This window comes from Kitasatospora sp. NPDC056446 (genome assembly GCF_042796115.1).
Lineage (GTDB): Bacteria > Actinomycetota > Actinomycetes > Streptomycetales > Streptomycetaceae > Kitasatospora.
The window spans coordinates 34,982-55,266 of sequence record NZ_JBHTRF010000041.1 but is presented as its reverse complement, the minus strand read 5'-3'; the positions used below and the strand labels follow the sequence as shown (position 1 = coordinate 55,266).

15 protein-coding genes are annotated in these 20,285 nt (G+C 75.2%); 3 read left to right on the top strand and 12 right to left on the bottom strand.

All coding sequences use genetic code 11. From position 1 onward, the window contains the following. Nucleotides 1-122 precede the first annotated feature (122 nt). From ACFQ6N_RS24530 to eccB, 5 genes are all read right to left on the bottom strand, one after another. Nucleotides 123-665 carry a SigE family RNA polymerase sigma factor gene (locus tag ACFQ6N_RS24530; protein WP_380652803.1) on the bottom strand — a complete coding sequence of 181 codons (543 nt, stop codon included), beginning with the start codon at nt 663-665 and terminating at the stop codon, nt 123-125. A gap of 192 nt (nt 666-857) precedes the next feature. Further along, the gene (locus tag ACFQ6N_RS24525) at nt 858-2,159 is read right to left on the bottom strand and encodes a S8 family serine peptidase (protein WP_380652801.1); all 1,302 of its coding nucleotides are present in this window, start codon (nt 2,157-2,159) and stop codon (nt 858-860) included. Between the two features lie 84 nt (nt 2,160-2,243). Then, on the bottom strand, nt 2,244-2,537 hold the full coding sequence (locus ACFQ6N_RS24520) for a WXG100 family type VII secretion target (protein WP_380652798.1): 294 nt from the start codon (nt 2,535-2,537) through the stop codon (nt 2,244-2,246). A gap of 102 nt (nt 2,538-2,639) precedes the next feature. Continuing rightward, nucleotides 2,640-2,939 (bottom strand): WXG100 family type VII secretion target, encoded by a 300-nt coding sequence (locus tag ACFQ6N_RS24515; RefSeq protein WP_380652795.1) that lies wholly within the window; start codon nt 2,937-2,939, stop codon nt 2,640-2,642. A gap of 183 nt (nt 2,940-3,122) precedes the next feature. Continuing rightward, a complete protein-coding gene (gene eccB, locus ACFQ6N_RS24510) occupies nt 3,123-4,838 on the bottom strand; it encodes a type VII secretion protein EccB (protein ID WP_380652792.1) in 1,716 nt (571 codons plus the stop codon). Between the two features lie 208 nt (nt 4,839-5,046). Here eccB and eccE point away from each other — a divergent pair, with 208 nt between their 5' ends. From eccE to ACFQ6N_RS24495, 3 genes are all read left to right on the top strand, one after another. Next, nucleotides 5,047-6,417, top strand: a complete 1,371-nt coding sequence (gene eccE, locus ACFQ6N_RS24505; protein WP_380652789.1) for a type VII secretion protein EccE — start codon at nt 5,047-5,049, stop codon at nt 6,415-6,417. Then, nucleotides 6,417-7,184, top strand: coding sequence for a hypothetical protein (locus ACFQ6N_RS24500; protein WP_380652786.1), 768 nt, complete (start codon nt 6,417-6,419; stop codon nt 7,182-7,184). The genes eccE and ACFQ6N_RS24500 overlap by 1 nt, the downstream gene beginning before the upstream one ends. A 131-nt stretch (nt 7,185-7,315) precedes the next feature. Further along, nucleotides 7,316-9,616 carry a MinD/ParA family protein gene (locus ACFQ6N_RS24495; protein WP_380652784.1) on the top strand — a complete coding sequence of 767 codons (2,301 nt, stop codon included), beginning with the start codon at nt 7,316-7,318 and terminating at the stop codon, nt 9,614-9,616. Nucleotides 9,617-9,747: 131 nt separating this feature from the next. Here ACFQ6N_RS24495 and ACFQ6N_RS24490 read toward each other — a convergent pair whose 3' ends face one another. The 7 genes from ACFQ6N_RS24490 to infB all read right to left on the bottom strand — a co-directional run. Continuing rightward, entirely contained in the window at nt 9,748-10,692 is a 945-nt protein-coding gene (locus tag ACFQ6N_RS24490; protein ID WP_380652781.1) for a bifunctional riboflavin kinase/FAD synthetase, read from the bottom strand. 65 nt (nt 10,693-10,757) lie between these two features. After that, nucleotides 10,758-14,438, bottom strand: a complete 3,681-nt coding sequence (locus ACFQ6N_RS24485; RefSeq protein WP_380652778.1) for a serine protease — start codon at nt 14,436-14,438, stop codon at nt 10,758-10,760. A gap of 302 nt (nt 14,439-14,740) precedes the next feature. After that, nucleotides 14,741-15,670 (bottom strand): tRNA pseudouridine(55) synthase TruB, encoded by a 930-nt coding sequence (gene truB, locus ACFQ6N_RS24480; protein ID WP_380652775.1) that lies wholly within the window; start codon nt 15,668-15,670, stop codon nt 14,741-14,743. A gap of 32 nt (nt 15,671-15,702) precedes the next feature. Continuing rightward, entirely contained in the window at nt 15,703-16,806 is a 1,104-nt protein-coding gene (locus ACFQ6N_RS24475) for a bifunctional oligoribonuclease/PAP phosphatase NrnA (protein ID WP_380652772.1), read from the bottom strand. Between the two features lie 2 nt (nt 16,807-16,808). Next, nucleotides 16,809-17,249 (bottom strand): 30S ribosome-binding factor RbfA, encoded by a 441-nt coding sequence (gene rbfA / locus ACFQ6N_RS24470; protein WP_380652769.1) that lies wholly within the window; start codon nt 17,247-17,249, stop codon nt 16,809-16,811. A gap of 153 nt (nt 17,250-17,402) precedes the next feature. Then, entirely contained in the window at nt 17,403-17,699 is a 297-nt protein-coding gene (locus tag ACFQ6N_RS24465) for a DUF503 domain-containing protein (RefSeq protein WP_380652766.1), read from the bottom strand. A 201-nt stretch (nt 17,700-17,900) separates the two neighbouring features. Beyond that, a partial coding sequence (infB, locus tag ACFQ6N_RS24460; RefSeq protein ID WP_380652763.1) for a translation initiation factor IF-2 occupies nt 17,901-20,285 on the bottom strand: 2,385 nt, incomplete at its 5' end.

Sequence of the window (20,285 nt, the reverse complement as noted above, 5' to 3'; positions counted from 1 at the left end):
GTCACGGGTGGTGCGAAGCGGTCGGTCGGGGGGAGCAGCAGCCGGTGGGCCCTACGGGGCGGTCACCGGCCGTACCGGGTCGTCGGTGGACGTACACGGTCGTCAGTGGGCGTACGCGGTCGTCAGTGGGCGGCGAGCTCGGCCAGCGAGTCGCCGAGCAGGGCGCGCAGCCGGCCCAGCGCCCTGGTGGTGCGGGTCCGGACGGCACCGGAGGACACCCGCATCACCTCGGCGGTCTCCTCGACGCTGCGGTCCTCCCAATAGCGCAGCACCAGGACCGCGCGGTCCTTGGGCGGCATCCGGCCGAGCGCGTCGAGCAGGGTCAGCCGCAGGGTGCTGTCGGCGTCCCGCCCCTGCGCCTCCGGCAGGGCGTCGGTCGGGCGCTCACCGCTGGAGCGCCGGCGCTGCTGGGCGAGGAAGGCGCGCACCATGACGGTGTGGGTGTAGGCCGCCGGGTTGGCTATCCGCTCCCGGCCGTTGGTGAAGGCGCTGCGCCGCCAGAGCACGTACATCCGGCTGAGGGCCTCCTGGACGAGGTCCTCGGCGTAGTGGGTGTCGCCGCTGGTGAGCAGGCAGGCCGAGCGGTACAGGTGGCCGGTGCGGCCCGCGACGAACTCCAGGAACTCGGCATCCTTGGCCTCCCGGCCGGCCCCGATCCACCCCATGTGCGCTGCCCCCCGTGCTCCGCCCGCCCTGACACTCCATCGATGCGGCGGGCGGGCCGCGGTGTTACAGGCGTGACCGGAGTTCTCCGGCGCGTCGGGGCCGCGGCCCGCGGCTCACGGACCGGTCAGGGGCCGATGGGGGCCGGTTCGGGACCGATGCGGGGGGCTTTGCGGGTCCCGGTGCGGGGCGGGTCAGTCGGCGGAGCCGCGCCGGCGGTCGCGCAGGACCACGCCGCCGCCGATCAGCAGCGCGACCAGCAGGGCGCCGACGCCGAGGACGTACGTCGCGGTGCGGCCGTCCCGGTCGGCCTGGGTCTCGCCGAGGCCCACCGGCCTCGGCACGATCGGCGCGGAGGCGAGCTGCACCGGGGCGTCCGGGACGGCGGCGAACGGCGCGACCTCGGGCGCCTTGGTGACGGCCTTGACCGGGTCCACCACGCCCCAGCCGGTGAAACGGTTGGGCTCGCGCTCGGTGCGCTGCGCGGTCTGCTCGATCCAGGCCCGCACCTGGGCCGGCTTCCAGCCCGGGTGGGCGTCCACCAGCAGCGCGGCGAGCCCGGAGACGTACGGGGCGGCGAAGCTGGTGCCGTTGTCCACGCACTGGCCGCTCCCCGGCACGGTGGACAGCATGTCGACACCGGGCGCGGCGACCTTCACGAAGGAGCCGTACTGGGAGAACGGGGCGCGCTCGTTGTTGCGGTCGGAGGCGCCGACGGCCAGCACGGTCGGGAAGGCACCCGGATAGGTGTCGCCCTCCTTGCCGTCGTTGCCGGTGGAGGCGACCACCACCACGCCGGCCAGCTCGGCGTTGTCGATCTCGGTCTTCAGGTCCTGGTAGCCGCCGAAGCGGGCGTCCCCCGCCCCGCGCACGTCCTGGGAGATGTTGATGACCTTGGCCTTGGCCGCGACCGCCTCGTGGATGGCCTTCACCAGCGTGGCGACGTCGCCGTTGCCGTCGCTGTCGTTCTGCCGGATCGAGAGGATCTGGGCGTCGGGGGCCAGCCCGACGAAGCCGGTCCGGTCGCTCTTGCGGGCCGCGATGATGCCGGCCACCTTGGTGCCGTGGCCGACCGGGTCCTCGGCGGCGGTGCCCTGGATCGGCTCCTTGGTCTCCCGGTTGACCAGCAGGTTGGACCCCGCCTGGACCTTGTCCACCGGCGGCAGGACGGTCTTGTCCCGCTCGGGGTCGACGGCCGGGACCTGACCGCCCAGCTGCGGGTTGTTGCGGTCGACCCCGGTGTCGATGACCGCGACCTTCACGCCCTTGCCCGTGGTGCGCCCGCCCTGCCACAGCTCGTCCAGCAGCAGGCGCTGCAGCGACCACGGCACGGTCTGCACGTCGGGCGCGTTCTTGGGGCAGTCGCCCGCGGCGGCCAGCCCGGGCCCGCCGTCGGCGTACGCCGGGGCGGCGAGCGGGCCGCCCAGCACCGCGAGCGCGGCCAGCGCCGCAGCCGTCTTCCGGTACCCGTGTCCGGCCACCCTGCCACCCCTCATGTCGTCCGCCCGTGCCGCGCGCCGAAGGGCGGGTGCCCGGAAGCCGGGTACCCGCCCCTGTCGTTCCCGCTCGGGAACGCCCGGTCAGCCCTGCCAGAGCTTGGCGTTGCTGTCCTCGGTGGTGCGGTAGCTCTGCGCGGCGTTCTCCAGCGAGGACGCGATCTGCATGCAGGTCGAGTGCAGGTCGGTGGCGGCCGAGTCCCACTTGGCCTGCTGGACGTTGTAGCCCTCCTGGGCCTTGCCCTGCCAGCTCTGGGCGATGCGGGTGACGTCCTTCTTCAGGTCGTTCAGCATCTGGTCGATGCGGCCGGCCGAGGCCTTGACCTCCTCGGCGGCGCTGTGAACGGTCTCGAAGTTGACGAGGATGTGGTCGGACACGTTGTCTCCCTTGACGAGGGTGCCGGGCGTCCCGCGGTCAGTGGCGGACACCCCGGCGAGCGGCGATTCGGAACAGACCGGTGATCAGCTCGGGTACGGCGATCAGCCCTGGGAGTCGGCGAACATCGCCTTCTGCTCTTCCTCGGTGCTCGAGTAGTGCTTGGTGGTCAGCTCGATCGCGTGCTTGATCGCGGACAGCGACTCCTTGAGCTTCGCGATGTCGCCGTTCACCCGGTTCTGCAGGTTCGTGTAGGCGGTCGCCGCCTGCCCCTGCCAGCCGCCGGTGATGCCCGAGACCGTGCTGATCAGCTTGAGCCGCTCCCCTTCGATCTTGCCGATCGCCTGCTCGATCTGATTGGCGAAAGCCAGCATCTCCTGAGCAGTCATCGTGAACTGACCCATGCTCCACCATCCCCCATGAGACAACATTGCGTGCACGGAGGGCCCCGGAGGGCCCGACCGTCCCATCACCCTTGTGATGTCCAGCAGCACTGTAGTCGGCACACGCAACTCACCCCAACATCGAGTGCCGAGCAGTTACCAGACCATGACACTGCGGCCAATTCCGTTGCCGGGCTTGGCCGATCAGGCGTTCTGCGGCTGCACCGCGCCCTTCGCCGTCAGCGGCGGGCCGGCCGGAACCAGGTCCGACCACTCGTGCGGGACGGGCAGCGGCTGCACCCCCTGGTAGCCCAACCGCGCCTGGTTTCCGCCGGTTTCGTCCTGCTGCTGACCCGGCTGCTGGCCGGACTGCTGGCCGGACTGCTGGTCCGGCGCCCCCGGGCTCGCGCTGCCCGACTGCGGGGCCGGCGCCTTCGGGGCCCCGCTCGGGCCGCCGGACGTCGCCCCCGGCGCGGGAGTGGCACCCGGTCCGCCGTCGCCGTTCGCCGGGACGGCGTAGCGCAGACCGGTCTCGGTGATCAGGAAGTCGCTGCCCGAACCGGCGGTGGAGCCGTTCAGCGCCCGGTAGAACAGGCCGTGACCCGGGGTCACGTACGCGGCGCCGGCCCCGTTGTTGTACTGCGCGGGGTACGAGGTCCCGGCCCAGACACTGCGCTTGGCCGTCCGGCCGTCCTCGGCGACACCGTCGAAGGTGCTGCACACGACCAGCCGCGCGTCCTGCCGGTCCTGCCAGTTGTTCACCGGCGCGCCGGCCTTCAGCGGCCAGTCGGCCGCGGTGTCCGGCAGCGGGGTCTCGCTGCGCAGCGAGGAGTGGTCCAGCGGGGTCATGTCGTCGCTGCGCGGCTTCTTGTCCTGGTCGTACTTGTAGAGCATCTGGAACGCCGGGTTCTGCCGGATCAACTCCGCCTGGAACGGCGTGACCAGGTAGAGCTGGTCCTTGCCGACCACGTAGTTGCGGTCCTGGTAGTGCACCAGCCGGCCGATCCGGCGGTCGGCCGTGTTCCCCAGCGCCACGTTCGAGTTGGGGTTCGGGGTGTCGGCCGCGCCCTGGACCGACGGAAAGGTGACCGGCGTGCCGTTCACCAGGGTCTCCAGCCAGTCCCGCTTCACCCGCTGCGGCACCGCGTTGGGCCCGAAGACCGCGGTGACCAGCGACTTGCGCTCCTTGTCGTCCGACTGCGGCGAGCCGATCTCGTGCTTGCGGCCCTGCGCGTCGACCAGGTAGACCTTCGCGCCCGCGGCCGCCTGCTGGCCGGGCCCCGGGGCGGCGGACACCTGCTGCTCGTCGGCCTGCTGCACCAGCATCAGCTGGTCCGGGCCGAGCATCCGGTCCTTGGCGGCCAGCGCCGCCGCGTCCTGGCCGGCCGCCACGAACACCGCCTGGTTGACGGTCTCCTGCTTCTCGTCCGAGCCCGGCCGGTCGCAGACCGCCCACTTCATCGACTGGCTCGCGTTGGCCGTGGTCGGCAGCTTGTCCGGCGCGTACGGGATGCCGATGGTCGGACCGTGGTTGGGGTACCGGTCGAGCACCCCGTCGTCGACCACCACGACCTTGGCACCCGCCGGCAGCACCAGCCGCGCCGAGGACATGTTGAGCACCTGGTGCAGCCGCTTGGTCCGGCCGTCCGGGTCGGTCAGCACCACGTACCGGGTGGTCGACTGCTTGCCCTGGACGATGTTCTTCCCGTCGTCCCACTTCACCGGGGCACTGGGCTTGAACACCCCCCAGACCCCGAACCCGGCCACGATCACCACCCCGGCCAGGACGCTCGGCAGCACCGCCTTCACCGGACGCGGCGCGTCCTCGTCGCTGCCGCCGCCGGCGGGCAGCAGGAAGGCACCCACCGTCCGCTTGCGGGCGAAGGTGTACGCGTTGAGCTCGTCTCGGCGCGATGCCATCCTCGTCGTCCCCCTAGTCAGACGTTGTCGGACGTTGTCAGACCGACCTGCCCCGCCGTCCACCCGCCGGGCGCCAACCCGCCCCAACCCTCTACGATGCGGCAGCAGACGGTGAGTACGGTACGGGTACGGTCCGCGAACCGGCCAACCGGGCCGCGCCGACGGATCAGCGGCCGATCAGCGATCGATCAGAGAGGGCCATCGGGGGATGCCAAGCCAGACCGCTCCAGGACGCCGCAGCACCTCGGGCGGCGGGAGGCCGCGCCGGCCCGGCCGGACCCGACCCGACGGCCCGGCCGACGGCACCGGTCCCGTCCAGGTCCGCGTCAACCCCCGGCCCGGGCTGCTCGGCGGCCGGCTGAAGCTCCAGCAGCTCGTCCTGGTCGAGGTCGCGGCGGCGCTGGTCGCGGTCGGCTGGACGATCAGCCGACCGGTCGCGGCCGGCTTCGGCGCGGTCGCGCTGGTGCTGCTCGTCCTCGCGGCGGTCCCGGTGCGCGGCCGCACCATCCCCGAGCTGCTGCGGGTGCGCGCCGCCCTCAAGTCCCGCCGCAGGCAGGCCCGGACGCTGCTGCCGCCGGCCGGCACCGACCCGGCGCTGGCCCCCGCGCTGGAACTCGAACCCGGGCTGCGCACCTGCACCCACGCCACCGAGGCCGAGTTCGGCGGCCGCCCCGTCCGCCGGGAGACCGGCATGGTCGGCGACGGCACCTTCCTCACCTCGGTGCTGCTCGTCCAGGCCAAGGACCAACCGCTGCGCCCGGCGCGCACCGCGCTGCCGCTGCCGCTGGACGTGGTCTGCTCGGCGCTCACCGTCGACGACATCACCCTGGAGTCGGTGCAGCTGGTCCAGCACACCCAGCCCGCCCCGGCCCAGCACCTGCCCGAACAGTCGCTGGCCGCCCGCGCCTACCGCGAACTGCCCGACGGCACCTCCACCCCCGGGCTGCGGCTGACCTGGGTCGCCCTCAAGCTCGACCCGGAGCGGGCGGCGACCGCCGTCCGCGCCCGAGGCGGCGGTGAGGAGGGCGCCCGCAAGGCGCTGCAGCGGGTCACCGACCAGCTGGCCGGGCGGCTCAACAGCGCCGGGTTCAACGCGACCGTGCTGGACGAGCGCGAACTGATCGCCGCCCTGGCCATCTCCGCCTGCGCCAACCCGGTCGCGGTGGCCGGCCGCCAGGGCACCGGCAGCGGCGGCGGCACCACCCGCCGCACCCAGGAGGGCAACCGGTTCTGGCGGATCGACGACCGCTGGCACACCACCTACTGGATCTCCCGCTGGCCGCAGCTGAGCCGTCCCGACGGCACCGCCGGCCGGATCGCCGCACCGGACCTGGTCAACCTGATCACCGGCTCCGCGGCCCTGGCCGGCACCTTCAGCCTGACCGCCGGACACGGCACCGGCGGCTCGGTCACCGTCAGCGGACACCTGCGGGTGACCGGGCGCAACGAGAGCGAGGCCGTCCAGGCCGGCCGCCAGGCGGAGACCCGGGCGCAGGGCGTCGGCCTCGGCCTCGTCCGGCTCGACCTCGAACAGGCCCCCGGCATGCTCGCCACCCTGCCGCTGGGAGGAACGTCCTGATGGCGTACCAGACCTACCCCGTCCCCGGCCCGCAGCCCGGCGCCGAGCAGCGCCGGGCCCGGCCCCGGATCCTGCCCGGCTTCGGCCTGCGCGGCCCCCGCCGGGAGAAGCACGTGCTCGAACCGGCCGACCTCGCCGCGCTGGCCTTCCCGGTCGGCGACGACGGCGTGGTCATCGGCGTCGACCCGCAGGGGCAGCCCGCGGTGCTCGGCCTCTTCCGCCCCAGCGCGTACGACCTCGTCCTGGTCGGCGGCATGTGGACGGCGCAGCTCATCGCGCTGCGGGCGGCCGCGATCGGCGCCCGGGTCGTGGTGGAGACCGCCCGCGGACAGCTGTGGGGGCCGATGGCGCAGGCCGCCGGCGGCGGACAGCCCTGCGTGACGGTCCACCAGGTCGGCCGGCTCGGCCCGCAGGGCGCCTCGGTGGCCTCGCCGGTGCTGGTGGTACGCGACCTCGGCGCCCGCCCGCCGCGCAGCCGGCTCTCCGCCGCGCCCTGGCAGACCACCCTGACGCTGCTGCCCTACCTGGGCCCGAACGCCGCCCGGGTGCTCAACGCGGCCGACCTGGTCGGCGTGCAGCGGATCTCCCCGCAGGAAGCGGAGCTGACCGGCCGGGTGCTGTCGCTCCCGCCCGAGGACGTGGCCACCCTGCCCACCCTCGGCGACGACCTCACCCTGTGGGCGACCCGGATGCGGCGTCAGTACGTACGGGCCGTGGCCGGGCAGGCCGAACAGCAGGTGCTCGGCGGGCCGCGCCGGATGGACTGAGCGGCGGCTCGCCGCACCCGGCGGGCCGTCGCGGAACCGAAGCCGCCTTCAACGGGGGTTGCCGTACGGCCTAGTCTTTGATGCGGCAACGGCACCGCTGAACAAGCGGCGGCGAACACGAGGGAGCCAGAGTGAGCAGCGATCGGGACGGCGTCTACGTCGGCGACAACGCGGCAGAGGACGACGACGACTGGTCGGACGCGCCTGACTACACTCCCCCGTCCTGGTACGTGCAGCCGGCACCGGCCGCTGAGGCGACCGCCCCGGCGGCTCCGGCGGCGGGCCCGGCCGACGCCCCCGCGGCCGCTCCGGCCGCTCCGGCCGCTCCGGCCGCTCCGGTGCCGGTCACCGAGGCCGCGCCGGCTCCGGCGCAGCCCCATGTCCCGGTCCCGCACCAGGCCCAGGCACCGGGTCAGACCCCCGGTCAGGCGCCGGCACAGGCACCGGTCCAGGCCCAGGCCCCCGCGCCGGTGGCCGACGCCGGGCCGGCCGCCGCCCCGGCTCCCGCGCCCGTGCCCGCGTCGCCCGGTGTGCCGGTGACGCCTCCGCCGCCGGTCCAGGCCGAGGCGCAGCACGTCCCGTTCCCGCCGGCCGCCGCCGCTCCCTCCCCCGCCGCCGCCGAGCAGCCGCCGACCGCCGCCCCGGCCTGGCCGACGGCGGAGGCGCTGTCGCAGCCGGCCGCGCCCCAGCCCTACCCGGCGTACCCGGCGGCGCCGGTCCCGCCCGCCTACCCGGGGCAGCCCGTGCCGCCGCCGGCCTACCCGCAGCCGCCGGCCCAGCCGGGCGTGCCTGCCGTGCCCGGCGTGCCGCAGCACCCGCAGGACCCGCAGGCCGGGTGGGACCCGCAGGCCGCGTGGGCGGCCCAGCAGGCATCGGCCCAGCAGGCGTCGGCCCAGGCCCAGCCGGCCCCCGTCCCGCAGCCCCAGCAGCACCCGCACCCGCAGCCGCAGCCCGGCCCGGTGGACCCGCGCCAGGGCGGCTGGCCGCAGCCCGGCGCGTACCAGCAGTCGGTCCCGCCGCAGCCCGTCCAGCAGCAGCCCCACCCCGGCCAGCCCCAGCCCGGCCGGCCGTGGCAGGCGCAGGAGGCGCAGCCGCCGGCCCCCGCGCAGCCGTGGCAGCAGCCGCAGGCGCCGCAGCCCGCCGCGTTCCAGCAGGCCGCCACCCCGCAGCAGACCGCGCACGGCGCTCCGCTCGGCTACACCGCCGCCGTCGAGCTGTCCTCGGACCGGCTGCTGCGCAGCCAGCCCAAGCAGCAGCGCCAGCAGCCCCGGTTCCAGTTCGGCGGCAAGGCCGCGGCGGCCGAGAAGGCCCGCCGACTGGAGGTCATCCGCACCCCGGTGCTGAGCTGCTACCGGATCGCCGTGATCAGCCTCAAGGGCGGGGTCGGCAAGACCACGACCACCACCGCGCTCGGCGCGACCCTGGCCAGTGAGCGCCAGGACAAGGTGATCGCGATCGACGCCAACCCGGACGCCGGCACGCTGGGCCGCCGGGTCAAGCGCCAGACCGGCGCGACCATCCGCGACCTGGTGACGGCCATCCCGCACCTGCGCAGCTACATGGACATCCGTCAGTTCACCTCGCAGGACCTGAACTCGGGTCTGGAGATCCTGGCGAACGACGTCGACCCGGCGGTCTCCACGACCTTCAACGACTCGGACTACCGCCAGGTCATCGACGTGCTGGGCCGCCAGTACCCGATCATCCTGACCGACTCCGGCACCGGCCTGCTGTACAGCGCGATGCGCGGGGTGCTGGACCTGGCCGACCAGCTGATCATCGTCTCCACGCCCAGCGTCGACGGCGCCTCCAGCGCCTCGACCACCCTGGACTGGCTCTCCGCGCACGGCTACGCGGACCTGGTGCAGCGCAGCATCACGGTGGTCTCCGGGGTGCGCGAGACCAGCAAGATGATCAAGGTCGAGGACATCGTCGCGCACTTCCAGACCCGCTGCCGCGGCGTGGTCGTGGTGCCGTTCGACGAGAGCCTGGCGGCCGGCGCCGAGGTCAACCTCGACATGATGCGGCCCAAGGTCCGCGAGGCGTACTTCGAGCTCGCCACCCTGGTCGGCGAGGACATCATCCGGGCCCAGCAGGCCGCCGCCCAGCAGTCCGCCTGGCAGCAGCCGCAGGCCCCGCAGCCCCAGCCGCAGCCCTACCCGGCTCCGGTCCCCCCGGGCCAGGCCGCGCAGGCCCCGCAGCCCGCCCCGGGCGCACCGTGGGCGCCGCAGCCCGGCCAGGCCCCGCCGCCCCCGGCCGGGTACGGCTACCCGCAGCCCCAGCCCTGGCCGCCGCAGCAGGGCGCCCCCCAGCCCGGCCCCGGCTACCCGTCCGCCCAGGGCGTGCCGCCGGTGCCCGCCCCGCCCGCCGAGCCGGACGGCTACCAGCCCCCGCCGCCGGGCTACGGCTACCCGCAGCCGCCCCGGCAGTGACCGGGGAGCGGTGACGCGCCGTACCGGCACGTAGTGGTGACACGGGAAGGGCCCGCCGACACGGCGGGCCCTTCCGGCGTCTTGCGGTGCCTTCCCGTGCCTCTCGGCGCGTTCCGGCGCGTTCCCAGGGGTCAGACCCCGTCGGTCAGCTCGCGGGCGCGCTTGACGTCGTCGGCCATCCGGTCCAGCAGCGCGTCGATGGAGTCGAACTTCTCCATCCCGCGCAGGTAGGCCAGGAAGTCCACCGCGACGTGCAGCCCGTACAGGTCCAGGCCGACCCGGTCGATGGCGTACGCCTCGACGGTGCGGTCGGTGCCGTCGAAGGTCGGGTTGGTGCCGACCGAGATCGCCGCCGGCATCCGCTCGCCGTCGGCGGTCAGCCAGCCCGCGTAGACGCCGTCCGCCGGGATCGCGCTGTGCGGCACGGTCTGGACGTTGGCGGTCGGGTAGCCCAGCTCGCGGCCGCGCTGCGCGCCGCGCACCACCTCGCCCTCGACCCGGTGCGGGCGGCCCAGCACCTCGTTGGCGCCGGCCATGTCGCCGGTCTCCACGAGCCGGCGGATCAGGCTGGAGGAGAACGGCTGGCCGTCCCCGGCCGCGCCGCTCACCTGGAGGTCGACCACCTCGACCTCGAAGTCGTCGGCCCGGCCCAGCCCGCCGAGCAGCTCGACGTCCCCGGCGGCGCGGTGGCCGAAGCGGAAGTTGGGGCCCTCGATGACGACCCGCGCGCGCAGCGCGTCCACCAGGACCTGCCGGACGAAGGTCTCCGGGGACTCCTGCGAGAACTCGGTGGTGAACGGCAGCACCAGCACCGCGTCCACGCCGAGCTCCGCGACCAGCTCGGCCCGGCGCGGGTGCGGCGCGAGCAGCGGCGGGTGGCTGCCCGGGCGGATCACCTCGCGCGGGTGCGGGTCGAAGGTCACCACGACCGAGGGGAGGCCGAGTTCGCGGGCGCGCTCGACCGCCCGTCCGATGATCAGCTGATGTCCGCGGTGCACCCCGTCGAACGAGCCGATGGTGACGACGCTGCGTCCCCAGTCACCGGGGATCTCCTCCAGGCCACGCCAGCGCTGCACCCGACCGCTCCTTGTTCCCTACGGCGCGTACCGTCTGTACGCTCAAACGCTCAAAACCCGAACCCCTATAGCGTGCCATGCGCCTGCCCCGGCTCAGGCACCGGAATGCGGGTTGAGCGCACCGGCGGCCGTACCGCGCCGTCCCGGGCGGTCCGCTCCGCCTCGGCGGCGGCGTACTGCGGGTCCCGGCCGGACGCCGCCAGGGCCCGCATCCGGGCCAGCCGGGGGCCGTCCGGCGCGGTCGGGGCGGCGTCGCCCGGCCAGCGGACGAGCAGCCGGGCGAAGGCCGCGGAGCGTCCGGCACAGCGCACCAGCAGTTCGTCCGCGCCAGGCAGCGCGCAGGCCGCCCGGGCCAGCACCGCACGGGCCCGGGCCGGGTTCTCGGCCCCGCAGTGCTCGGCCAGCCGCTCCACGGCGGCGGTCAGCACCGCCGGGTCCGTCTCGGTGGCGAGCAGGGTGTCCAGGAGCTCGCAGCGCAGCGCGTCCGCCGCCGGGTCGGCCACCGGGACGGACAGCGCCTCGGCGAACGGCCGGCGCGCCGCCGCCGTCCGGGCGGCCAGCGCGGCGCCCAGCAGCACCCGCAGCTCCAGCCGGTCGGCCGGGCCGACCGCCGCGGCGCGCGCCAGCCGGCGGCCGAGGTAGTCGACGGCGACCGGGCCCGCCAGCCCCGGGTGCGCGCGCAGCAGCCGGGCGGCCAGCTCCGCGCCCCGCCGGACGGCCACCGGGGCGACGGCGTCGGCCAGCACCCGCAGCGTCCCGGCGGCGACCGCGCCCGGCGCAGCCCGGTCGGCGAGCGCGGCCAGGACGGGCTCCGGGTCGCTCTCCAGCGCCGGGGCGAGCGCCGCCGGGGTGAGGAAGGCGTCGCCGCCCGCCCGGTACCGGGCGAGGGCGGCCGGAAGGTGCTCGGCCCGGGCCGCCGGATCGCCGACCAGCAGCGCCAGCGCCGCGCCGTGCAGACCGGGCTCGTCCTCGCGGGCGAGCAGCGTCAGCGCGGTGAACCGCAGCAGCTCGGCCCCGGCGCCGGTCGCGTACGGGGCAGTCCGCAGCGCGTGCACCGCGGCCGCGACGTGCCGTTCGGGCCGCCGGTCGTGGCTCCAGCGGTCCACCGCCCGGCAGAGCGCGGACGGCTCCTCGGCGGCGAGCACGGTGAGCAGCGCGTCCGCCCTCGGGTGCGCGGCGGCGGCCAGCGCGTCGGCCAACTCGTCCAGGGCGAGCCTGCGGTGGGCGTACAACAGCTCGTGCGCGAGGTCGGCGACGCCGGGCCCCCCTGCGGAGCCGGGACGGCCGGGCAGCCCGCGCGGATCGTCGAACCAGGCGCAGAGCAGCGGGAACACCGCGACCGGGTCGGCCCGCAGCCGCTCGGCCACCGCGCCGAGGAAGCGGTGGCCGGTGCCGTCGGCGGCCACCAGGTGGCGCAGCAGGGCGAGTTCGGCGTCGACCGGCAGTCCGAGGCCGGTCCAGAACGCCGGGCCGAAACGGCCGAGACCGTCGGCCCGGAGCCCCGCCGCGCCGCCCACCGGGGCGGCCCGTTCGGCGATCCTGCGGGCCAACTGGTCGAGCAGTGCCCGGTGTTCGGCCGGGTCGGGGCTGGCGGCCAGGCCCGCGGCGAGCAACCGGGCCGCCCACCAGGCGGGTTCGCTGCCCGGCGGGCGTAGGTCCAGCGCGCGCCAGATCCGGTGCAGCCACGGGTCCAGGGCGGGCGCGCCCCAGGTCTCGGCCACCCGGCGCAGCGCGGCGGCGACCGGGCCGATCCGGTGCCGGGGGACGGCGCGTGCCCCGACCGCCCGGCCGGTGCCGCCGGTGCCTTCGGTACCGCCGGAGGTGCCGTCGGCACGCTCATCGGAGCTGCCCTCGGAGCTGCCCTCGACGGGCTCGGGCGGGGTGTCCTCGGCCTCGCCGAGCAGCAGCCGCAGCGCCCCGTCCAGATCCAGGTGCAGGCCCTGCAGCCAGTCGGCGAACTCCCCGTGGGCGAAGCGGAACCCGGGCCCGGCGGGGACGAACAGGCCCTCGGCGAGGACCGCCCTGGACCAGCCCCCGTCGACCGGGAACAGCTCCTCGAAGGCGGCCCGCGCCAGCCCGCCCGGCTCGCTGCCGAGCATCCGCCGGGCCGCCTCGTGGACCCGCCCGGCCACCGCCGCCGCGAGCCGGCGCACCCGCCCGTGGCGCGGCCCGCCGGGCCGCACGGCGCCCCGGCGGTGGGCACCCGGGCGGCGCGGCCGGCCGTCCTCGGCCAGCCGCTGGGCGACCCGCAGGCAGCGCAGGTCCAGGAAGGCCCCGAACAGCTCGCCCCGGCGCACCGGCCCGTCGTGCAGCCCCTCGGCCCACAGCTCCCCGGCGAGCCGTACGGCCAGCGGGTGCCGGGCGTCCTCGGCGGCGGGCGGGCGTCCGGGCGGCAGCCCGTAGCGGCGGCGCACCCGCTCGGCGGCCTCGGCGGGCAGCGGGCCGAGCCGGTGCCCGGCCAGGCTGGGGCCGCCGGGGCCGCCGGCGTCCATCCGGACGGTGGGGGCGCTGCTCAGGTCGCCGTCCGGGTGCGGGGCCTGCGCGCCCGGCCTGCCCGGGGTGCCGCTCCCCCAGGGCTCGGCCGCCAGCCGCTCCCAGAGCTCCTCCCCGCAGGCCGTGAGCAGCCGCGCCCCGCAGCCGGTCAGCCACTGCCCGGCGCCGCGCAGCCAGCGCGGGTCCGGCTGCGCCGGGGCCTCCTCCGGGCCGTCGAGGACGACCAGCAGCGGCCGTCCGGCGGCCGCGCACAGCGCCGCCACCGGTTCCGGCGCGGGCGCCGGGACGCCGAGCTCGGCCGCCGCCGCGGCCAGCGCCCGTTCCGCCGGCTCGGCGAGCGAGCGGTCCCCGGCGCGCAGGTCGGCGCCGCGCAGCCAGAGGGTGGGCAGCGGGTGGGCGCCGCCGGAGCGGCGGACGGCCAGCGCGGCCAGTTCGGTGGAGCGCCCGCTGCCGGGGGCGCCGACCAGCGCGGTGACGGTCGCGGCCGGCTCGTCCCCGGCCAGGCCGTCCGACCGGTCCACCCGGTCCGCGGCCAGCCCGGCCACCCGCCCCGGCCCGGCCCCGGCGGCGGCCAGCTGGGCGCCGGCCAGCCGCAGCACCCCGGCCAGGTTGAGCGCGGGCCCGTACGCGGGCACGGCCGCCGCGTTGCGCGCCAGCAGGTCGGCCAGCTCCTCGGCCGGCTCCACCGCGCCGCCGCCGACCGCCACCGCCGGCAGCGCCCCGCCGTGCCGCGGCCCCCGTACGGCGGGCGCGGCCAGCGCGACCACCGCCCCGCTGCGGGCGTCCAGCACCGGCGAGCCGGCCGGCACCTCGACCCCGTCGACCACCGGCACGTCCAGCAGCAGCACCCCGCCCAGCCGGTGCCCGCCGTACGCGGCGCCGGTGACCGCGAGCAGCCCGCAGCGCAGGGCGACCGCCCGTCCCTCCTCGCCCGCGAGGGCGGGCACCAGCACCTCGTACCCGGCCCCGGCCGAGCCCACCGGCAGCGGCGGCACCGGCAGCCCGCCGACCGCGTCGGTGCGCAGCAGCGCCAGCCCGTGCTCGGGCAGCGGCCGGACGGCGTCCGGGCCGAGCACCCGGGTCTGCCCGCCGGGGGTGTGCAGGACCACCCGGTCCAGTCCGGCCACGCTCTCGTGCGCGGTGAGCACCAGGCCCGCCGGGTCGGCGACGAACCCTAAGCCGTGCAACCGCCCGTTGAGGTCGCGGATCCGCAGCAGGTGCCGCCCCGGATCGCCCTCCAGAAACCCCGGCATGAGTGCCCCTTCGACCGTCGCTGGCTCGCCGTCGGGAGCCTTCCCGCCGGGGCGCCGCCCCGACCGCGCCCGCGCCGCTCACCACGGGCGTTCACCCCGTGCGCTCCCCCGTCCGAGTGATCTTGTGGACGGGGCGGAGGCACCGGGGAACGACGAAACCCCTGTCGGGAGACTCCCGACAGGGGTTTCGACCGGCTCGGACCGGCCGGGATCGGCTCGGATCAGCGCGGCCAGAGCGGCCAGCTCGGCCAGCGCGGCCCAGGGCGGCCAGAACGGCCCAGAGCGCGCCGGAAGGGGCCCCGTCAGCCGACGAAGACCGCGACCGGCTTCGCCTGCCCGCCCGTCTCCTCGACCAGCGCGAGGAAGCGCCCGTCCGGCCCGAACACCGCGATCGGCCCATCCACGCCCATCCCGGGCGCCTTGAGCCGGGCGCCGTGCGACAGCTTCTCCGCCGCGGCCTCGTCCAGGTCCCAGCGCGGGAAGGCGGCCGCCGCGGCCTCCCCGATCGGCAGCACCTGGAGCCCCTGCGCGGGCTCCCCGGTGACCGCCTCCTCCAGCTGCTCCAGGGTGTACGCCGACTCCACCGAGTACGGCCCGACCCTGGTGCGCCGCAGCGCGGTCAGGTGCCCGCCGACGCCCAGCCCGGCGCCCAGGTCCCGGGCCAGCGCCCGGATGTAGGTGCCGGAGGAGCACTCGACGGTGACGTCCAGGTCGATCACCGGCGTGCCGTCCTCGGCGACCGCGGCGCGCTGCCCGTGCACGGTGAAGGAGTGGATCGTGGTCGGCCGGGCCGCGAGCTCGAAGTCCTCGCCCTCGCGCACCCGGGCGTACGAACGCTTGCCGTCGATCTTGATCGCGCTGACCTTGGACGGCACCTGCATGATCTCGCCGGTGAGCGCCGCGATCCCGGCGTCGATCGCCTCCCGGGTGACCTGCCCGGCCGGGGCCGAGGCGGTGACCTCGCCCTCCCGGTCGTCGGTCACGGTGGTCTGGCCGAGCCGGATGGTCGCCTCGTACGTCTTGGCGGTGAGCATCAGGTGGCCGAGCAGCCGGGTGGCCCGCTCGATGCCGATCACCAGCACGCCGGTGGCCATCGGGTCCAGCGTGCCGGCGTGCCCGACCTTCCGCGTCCCGGCCAGCCACCGCAGCTTGGCGACGACCCCGTGCGAGGTGATGCCCTCGGGCTTGTCGACGATCACCAGGCCGTCGGGGCCGGTGCCTTTGCGCTTCATCGGGTTCTTTCTCTCAGAACGGTCAGGAATGATCAACGTACCGGGCGCAGCGCGCCCCGGAACCGCTCGACCACCGCTGCCACATCCTCCCGGACGCTGAACCCGGCCGCGTAGACGTGCCCCCCGCCGCCCAGTTCGGCGCAGGCGGCGGCGACGTCGACCGCGCCCTTGGAGCGCGAGGAGCCGCGCAGCGTGCCGTCCGGGTCCTGCTTGAGCACCAGTGCCACCTCGGCCTCGGCCGGGCGGCGCAGGATGTCGATCAGACCCTCGATCTCCTCGACCGTGACGCTGAACAGCGCCAGGTCCTGGTACGGCACCCAGGTCCACACCAGGCCCAGCCCGCCCGCCGCCGCCGGCTCGTAGACGGCCCGGTCGAGCGCGCCCGCGAGCACCTTGAGGTAGCCGAAGGAGGAGGTGTCCCACAGTCGGCGGGAGATCAGGTCGTGCCGGATGCCGGTGGCCAGCAGCCGGCCGGCGAGTTCGTGGGTGGCGGGCGTGGTGGCCCGGTACTTGAAGGAGCCGGTGTCGGTGGCGACCCCGGTGTAGAGGCAGGTGGCCAGGTCCGGGTCGAGCCCGACGCCGAGCCGGCGCAGCAGTTCGTCGACCAGGACGGCGGTGGCCGGCGCGGTCGGGTCGATCAGCTGGTGGGTGCCGAAGCCCGGGTTGGAGGCGTGATGGTCGAACACCACCAGGACGGGCGCGGCGAAGGCCTTGTCGTGCAGCAGGCCGAGCCGGCTCTCCGCGGCCACGTCGAAGCAGAGCACCAGTTCGGGCGCGTCCGGCACCTCGGAAGCCGGCACGATCAGCTCCTGGCCGGGCAGGAAGGCCAGCGACTCGGGCACGATCTGCGGGTCGTCACCGAAGGAGACCCGTACCTGCTTGCCGAGGCCCCGCAGCGCCAGCGCGGCCGCCAGCGAGGAGCCCAGCGCGTCGCCGTCCGGGCAGATGTGGCAGATCAGGTCGATCGAGCGGGCCCGCCCGATCTCCGCCACCACCTGCTGCCAGACCAGCTCGAACCCGCTCTCCTCGGTGCGCGGCCCCGGGAGCGCCGCGAGGGCGTCCTCCACCGTGCTGGTGGAGGACGCCCCCGTGGTCGATCCGGCTCGCGAGGCGGCCTTCGCCGGCTCACCCGCCATGACTACTCGTCCTCGTCGTCACGCTCGGCCGCCGGGACCCGGTACGGGTCCGCGTCGCCGGCGTAGGTCGCGCCCGCGGCGGTGGTGCGCACCGCCGCGTCGATGGCCTTGGCCCGGTCGAGCAGGTCGTCGATGTTCCGGGCGTTGTCCGGCAGCGCGTCCGCGACGAAGGTCAGCGTCGGGGTGAAGCGCACCCCGATCTTGCCGACCTCGGAGCGGATCACGCCCTTGGCGCTCTCCAGCGCGGCGGCCGTGGCCTCACGCTCGGTCTCGTCGCCGAAGACGGTGTAGAAGACGGTGGCCTCGCGCAGGTCGCCGGTCACCCGGGTGTCGGTGATGGTCACGAACCCCAGTCGCGGGTCCTTGATCCGCCGTTCCAGGGTCTGGGCGACGACCACCTGGATGCGGTCGGCGAGCTTGCGCGCCCTTGCGGTGTCGGTCACGTTGCCTCCTCGTGCAGTGGGCCCGGTACCCGGGAGAGCTGTGCACCCGTCGGGGCCCACGCCCCAAAGTACCGGCCCGCGCCCGGCCTTGCGGGCGCTCTGGGTCCTGATCTGTGTGAGAACGGCGACTTCCGCCGACCGGCTCCACAGCCCTTATTCATCGTCGTCGCCGTGGTACCGCCGCCTCGCGGAGAGGAGCTGCACCTCGGGGCGGCCGGCGACCAACCGCTCACAGCTGTCCAGGATCTCGGTGACGTATCCGGCGTCGCCGGACACCACCGCGAGGCCGATCTCGGCCCGGCGGTGCAGATCCTGGTTCCCGGTCTCGGCAGCGCACACGCTGTACTTGCGCTGCAGTTCGGCCACGATGGGCCGCACGATCGAACGCTTCTCCTTGAGCGAGTGGACGTCGCCCAGCAGCAGGTCGAAGGTGAGTGTTCCCACGAACATGTATGACAGGTCTCGCCGACCTGGAAGGCCTCGGGGGACAGCCCGGAACCGGGCTGACGCCGTTCCATCTGAACTACCCCGGACCCTACACAGCGAGACCGGGGCCGGGGGGGGGGGGGGGGGGCCCCCGGCCGCCGCCCCCCCGCGCCGGGGCCGGGCCCCCGGTAACCCCCCCCGCCCCCCGGCCCCGGCTTTCACCGACTACGAACGCGGCTTCTCGCGCATCTCGTAGGTCTCGATGATGTCCTCGACCTTGATGTCGTTGAACGACCCCAGGGTGACACCGGCCTCGAAGCCCTCGCGGACCTCGGTCGCGTCGTCCTTGAAGCGTCGCAGACCCTCGATGGTGAGGCTCTCCGCCACGACCTTGCCGTCGCGGATGAGGCGGGCCTTGGCGTTGCGGCGCAGCAGGCCCTCGCGGACGATGACACCCGCGATGTTGCCGAACTTGGAGGAGCGGAACACCTCGCGGATCTCCGCGGAGCCGAGGCGCACCTCCTCGTACTCGGGCTTGAGCATGCCCTTGAGGGCGTTCTCGATCTCCTCGATCGCCTGGTAGATGACCGAGTAGTACCGGACGTCCACGCCTTCCTTGTCGGCAGCAGCGCGCGCACGGCCTTCGGCGCGCACGTTGAAGCCGATGATGATGGCGTCCGAACCCATCGCCAGGTTGACGTCGGACTCGGTGATCGCACCCACACCGCGGTGCAGGATGCGGAGCTCGACCTCCTCGCCCACGTCCAGCTTGACGAGCGCGTCCTCGAGGGCCTCGACCGAACCGGAGACGTCACCCTTGATGATGAGGTTGAGCTGCTCGATCTCGCCGGCGGCGATGGCCTTGTCCAGGTCCTCCAGGGACACCCGGACCCGACGCTGCGCGAAGGCGGCGTTGCGGTCGCGGGCCGAGCGCTTCTCGGCGATCTGACGGGCGGTGCGGTCCTCGTCGACGACGATGAAGCTGTCGCCGGCGCGGGGCACCGAGGTCAGACCGAGCAGCAGCACCGGGCGGGACGGGCCGGCCTCGGCGAGGCTGTTGCCGTTCTCGTCCAGCATCGCGCGGACGCGGCCGTAGGCGTCGCCGACCACGATCGAGTCGCCGACGCGGAGGGTACCGCGCTGCACGAGCACGGTCGCCATGGCGCCGCGGCCCTTGTCGAGGTGCGCCTCGATGGCGATACCCTGCGCGTCCTGCTCCGGGTTGGCCCGCAGGTCGAGCGAGGCGTCCGCGGTCAGGACCACGGCCTCCAGCAGCTGGTCGATGTTGAGACCCTGGCGCGCGGAGATGTCGACGAACATGGTGTCGCCGCCGTACTCCTCGGCCACCAGACCGAACTCGGTCAGCTGACCGCGGACCTTGGTCGGGTCGGCGCCCTCGACGTCGATCTTGTTGACCGCGACCACGATCGGCACACCCGCGGCCTTGGCGTGGTTGAGCGCCTCGACCGTCTGCGGCATGACACCGTCGTTGGCCGCGACCACCAGGATCGCGATGTCGGTGGACTTGGCACCACGGGCACGCATGGCGGAGAACGCCTCGTGACCCGGGGTGTCGAGGAAGGTGATCGGGCGCTCTTCGCCGTTGACGACGGTGGCGACCTGGTAGGCACCGATGTGCTGGGTGATGCCACCGGCCTCGCCGGCCACCACGTTCGACTTGCGAATGGCGTCCAGCAGGCGGGTCTTACCGTGGTCGACGTGACCCATGACGGTGACGACCGGCGGGCGCGGGGCCAGCTGGTCCTCGTCGCCCTCGTTCGCGCCGAAGTCGATGTCGAACGACTCCAGCAGCTCGCGGTCCTCGTCGTCCCGGCTGACGATCTCCAGGATGAAGCCCATCTCGCCGGCCAGCAGCTCGAGGGTCGCGTCGGAGACCGACTGGGTCGCGGTGACCATCTCACCGAGGTTGAACATCACCGAGACGAGCGCGGCCGGGTTGGCGTTGATCTTCTCCGCGAAGTCCATCAGCGAGGCGCCGCTCGACAGGCGAACGGTCTGGCCGTTGCCGCGAGGCAGCATCACACCGCCGACGGACGGGGCCTGCATGGCCTCGTACTCCTGGCGCTTCGCCCGCTTCGACTTGCGGCCACGCGCCGGGCGACCGCCCGGGCCACGACCGAAGGCACCCTGCGTGCCACCACGGGCACCCGGGCCGCCGGGACGGCCGCCGAAGCCACCGGGACGGGGACCGAAGCCACCGCCACCACCGGGGGCGCCGCCACCCGGACGCGGACCGCCGAAGCCGCCGCCACCAGCCGGACGCGAGCCCGGACCGGCCGGACGACCCTGGAAGCCGGGACGGGCGCCGCCGGCGCCACCCGGACCACCCGGACGGCCGCCGGGGCCACCGGGGCCACGGCCACCGGGGCCGGGACGCGGGCCCGGAGCCGGACGCTGCGGCATCATGCCCGGGTTCGGGCGCGGCATGCCGGACGGGGTCGGGCCACCGGGACGGGGACCGGCCGGACGGGGCATGCCGTCGGGACGCGGGGCACCACCGGGACGCGGGGCGCCACGGTCGGCACCCGGAGCACCGGCCGGACGCGGACGGTCGCCACCGGGACGCGGAGCGCCACGGTCGGCACCCGG

What these genes read in the sequence shown, in the direction of transcription:
- ACFQ6N_RS24530 (WP_380652803.1), bottom strand. Translation starts at nt 665, where the DNA reads ATGGGGTGGATCGGGGCCGGCCGGGAGGCCAAGGATGCCGAGTTCCTG.
- eccB (WP_380652792.1), bottom strand. Translation starts at nt 4,838, where the DNA reads ATGGCATCGCGCCGAGACGAGCTCAACGCGTACACCTTCGCCCGCAAG.
- ACFQ6N_RS24485 (WP_380652778.1), bottom strand. Translation starts at nt 14,438, where the DNA reads ATGCCGGGGTTTCTGGAGGGCGATCCGGGGCGGCACCTGCTGCGGATC.
- ACFQ6N_RS24500 (WP_380652786.1), top strand. Translation starts at nt 6,417, where the DNA reads ATGGCGTACCAGACCTACCCCGTCCCCGGCCCGCAGCCCGGCGCCGAG.
- truB (WP_380652775.1), bottom strand. Translation starts at nt 15,670, where the DNA reads ATGAAGCGCAAAGGCACCGGCCCCGACGGCCTGGTGATCGTCGACAAG.
- ACFQ6N_RS24475 (WP_380652772.1), bottom strand. Translation starts at nt 16,806, where the DNA reads ATGGCGGGTGAGCCGGCGAAGGCCGCCTCGCGAGCCGGATCGACCACG.
- ACFQ6N_RS24525 (WP_380652801.1), bottom strand. Translation starts at nt 2,159, where the DNA reads ATGAGGGGTGGCAGGGTGGCCGGACACGGGTACCGGAAGACGGCTGCG.
- eccE (WP_380652789.1), top strand. Translation starts at nt 5,047, where the DNA reads ATGCCAAGCCAGACCGCTCCAGGACGCCGCAGCACCTCGGGCGGCGGG.
- ACFQ6N_RS24465 (WP_380652766.1), bottom strand. Translation starts at nt 17,699, where the DNA reads ATGTTCGTGGGAACACTCACCTTCGACCTGCTGCTGGGCGACGTCCAC.
- ACFQ6N_RS24515 (WP_380652795.1), bottom strand. Translation starts at nt 2,939, where the DNA reads ATGGGTCAGTTCACGATGACTGCTCAGGAGATGCTGGCTTTCGCCAAT.